The following is a 2,577-nucleotide window of genomic DNA, read 5'->3' as shown; positions in this document are numbered from 1 at the left end:
CAGGAGACAACCCGATGCTCAAGCTCACCCTCGCCGCCGCCCTGACCTCAGCCGCGCTGGCCGCCCAGTTCCCCGCCCAGGCCGCCGAGCCCGTGATCGGCCTGATCACCAAGACCGAGACCAACCCCTTCTTCGTCAAGATGAAGGAAGGCGCCACGGCCGAGGCCAAGACCAAGGGCGCCAAGCTGCTGTCGGGCGCCGGCAAGACCGACGGCGACAACGCCGGCCAGGTGGCGGCGATGGAGAACATGATCGCCGCCGGCGCCAAGACCATCCTGATCACGCCCAGCGACGCCAAGGCGATCATCCCGGCCATCAAGAAGGCGCAAGAAAAAGGCGTGATGGTGATCGCGCTGGACAGCCCGACCGATCCGCAAAGCGCCACCGACGCCCTSTTCGCCACCGACAACTACCAGGCCGGCGTGCTGATCGGCCAATACGCCAAGGCGGCCATGGCCGGCAAGCCGGTGAAGATCGCCACGCTCGACCTGTTCCCGGGCCACCCGGTGGGCGCCCAGCGCCACAACGGYTTCCTGCAGGGCTTCGGGCTCAAGAGCAACGACGCCAAGAACAACGAACTGGCCCGCCCGGCCGAGGTGGTGTGCATGGCCGACAGCTTCGGCGACCGCGCCAAGGGCCAGACCGCGATGGAGAACTGCCTGCAGAAGAACCCCGACATCAACCTGGTCTACACCATCAACGAGCCGGCCGCCGCCGGCGCCTTCAACGCCCTGCARAAGTCGGGCAAGGACAAGAACGTGATGATCGTCTCGGTCGACGGCGGCTGCGACGGCATCAAGGACGTGGYCGCCGGCAAGATCGCCGCCACCTCGCAGCAGTACCCGCTGAAGATGGCCGCCATGGGCGTGGCCGCCGGCGTCGACTACGCCACCAGCGGCAAGAAGGTCAGCGGCTACACCGACACCGGCGTCACCCTGATCGCCGCCAAGCCGGTGGCCGGCGTCGAGAGCAAGGACACCCAGGTGGGCACCGAGCTGTGCTGGGGCAAGAAGTAAGGGCAGCGCTGCTGCACACCGGACACGCACCACCATGGCCGCCATCCCCTCCACCACCCTGGGCGCCAAGCTGCCCCCGCTCGGGCAGCTCGGCCCGTTCATCGCCCTGCTGATCGCGTGCATCGCCTTCGGCTTCACGACCGACCAGTTCTTCAGCGGCGAGAACTTCTCGCTGATCCTGCAGCAGGTGACGGTGGTCGGCGTGATCGCGATCGGCCAGACCCTGATCATCCTCACGGCCGGCATCGACCTGTCGTGCGGCATGATCATGGCGCTGGGCAGCATCGTGATGACCAAGCTGGCGGCCGACATGGGGCTGCCCGCGCCGCTGGCGATCCTCGCCGGCATCGCGGTCACGGCCGGCTTCGGCCTCATCAACGGCCTGCTGGTGACGCGCATCAAGCTGCCGCCCTTCATCGTCACGCTGGGCACCTTCAACATCGCCTTYGCGATCACCCAGCTGTACTCGGGCGCGCAGACCGTGACCGAGGTGCCGCCGATGATGACCTGGTTCGGCAGCACCTTCGCGCTGGGCGGCACCAACGTCGCCTACGGCACCGTGCTGATGATCCTGCTCTACCTGGGCGTGTGGTTCTGGCTGCGCGAGACCGGTGCCGGACGGCACGTGTACGCGGTCGGCAACAACCCGGAGGCCACGCGGCTGGTCGGCATCCCGCCCGAGCGCGTGCTGCTGGGCGTCTACGTGCTGGCCGGCGTGTTCTACGGCATCGCCTCGCTGATGTCGGTGGCGCGCACCGGCGTCGGCGACCCCAACGCGGGCCAGACCGAGAACCTCGACGCCATCACCGCGGTGGTGCTGGGCGGCACCAGCCTGTTCGGCGGCCGCGGCATGATCCTCGGCTCGCTGGTCGGCGCCATCGTGGTGGGCGTGCTGCGCAACGGCCTCACGCTGATGGGCGTGTCGTCGGTCTACCAGGTGCTGATCACCGGCATCCTGGTGATCGTCGCCGTGACMGTCGACCAACTCTCGCGCAAGGGAGGCCGCTGACATGACCGCCACCACCGCACCCCTCGTGATGCAGGCCAAGGGCCTGATCAAGCGCTACGGCCAGGTCACGGCGCTGGACGGCGCMGACTTCGAGCTGCGCGCCGGCGAGATCCTGGCCGTGATCGGCGACAACGGCGCGGGCAAGTCCTCGCTGATCAAGTGCCTGTCGGGCGCCACGGTGCCCGACGAGGGCCAGATCCTGCTGGACGGCAAGCCGATCCACTTCAAGGCCCCCATCGACGCCCGCCGCGAGGGCATCGAGACGGTCTACCAGGACCTGGCCGTGGCGCCGGCGATGACCATCGCCGAGAACCTGTTCCTSGGCCGCGAGATCCGGCGCGAGGGCTTCCTGGGCAACGTGCTGCGCATGCTCGACAAGAAGAAGATGCTGGAGCAGAGCATCGCGCGCATGAACGACCTCAAGGTGGGCATCCGCTCGATGACGCAGGCGGTCGAGACGCTGTCGGGCGGCCAGCGCCAGTGCGTGGCGGTGGCGCGGGCGGCGGCCTTCGCGAGCCACGTCGTGATCCTCGACGAGCCGACCGCGGCGCT

3 protein-coding genes are annotated in these 2,577 nt (G+C 68.6%); all 3 read left to right on the top strand.

Annotated features, from left to right (window positions below):
- The first annotated feature begins 14 nt into the window (after nucleotides 1–14).
- Entirely contained in the window at nucleotides 15–1,016 is a 1,002-nt protein-coding gene (locus tag AC1DF3_RS36750) for a substrate-binding domain-containing protein (protein ID WP_478142778.1), read from the top strand.
- A gap of 34 nt (nucleotides 1,017–1,050) precedes the next feature.
- A complete protein-coding gene (locus AC1DF3_RS36745; RefSeq protein WP_301810524.1) occupies nucleotides 1,051–2,025 on the top strand; it encodes an ABC transporter permease in 975 nt (324 codons plus the stop codon).
- 1 nt (nucleotide 2,026) lies between these two features.
- Nucleotides 2,027–2,577 (top strand): ATP-binding cassette domain-containing protein (locus tag AC1DF3_RS36740; RefSeq protein ID WP_478142777.1); only part of this gene is annotated, 551 nt, incomplete at its 3' end.

It is taken from the genome of Variovorax sp. 10N432, from assembly GCF_056394465.1.
Note: the sequence above shows the minus strand (reverse complement) of the source record. Positions and strands in the feature narration are given on the sequence as shown.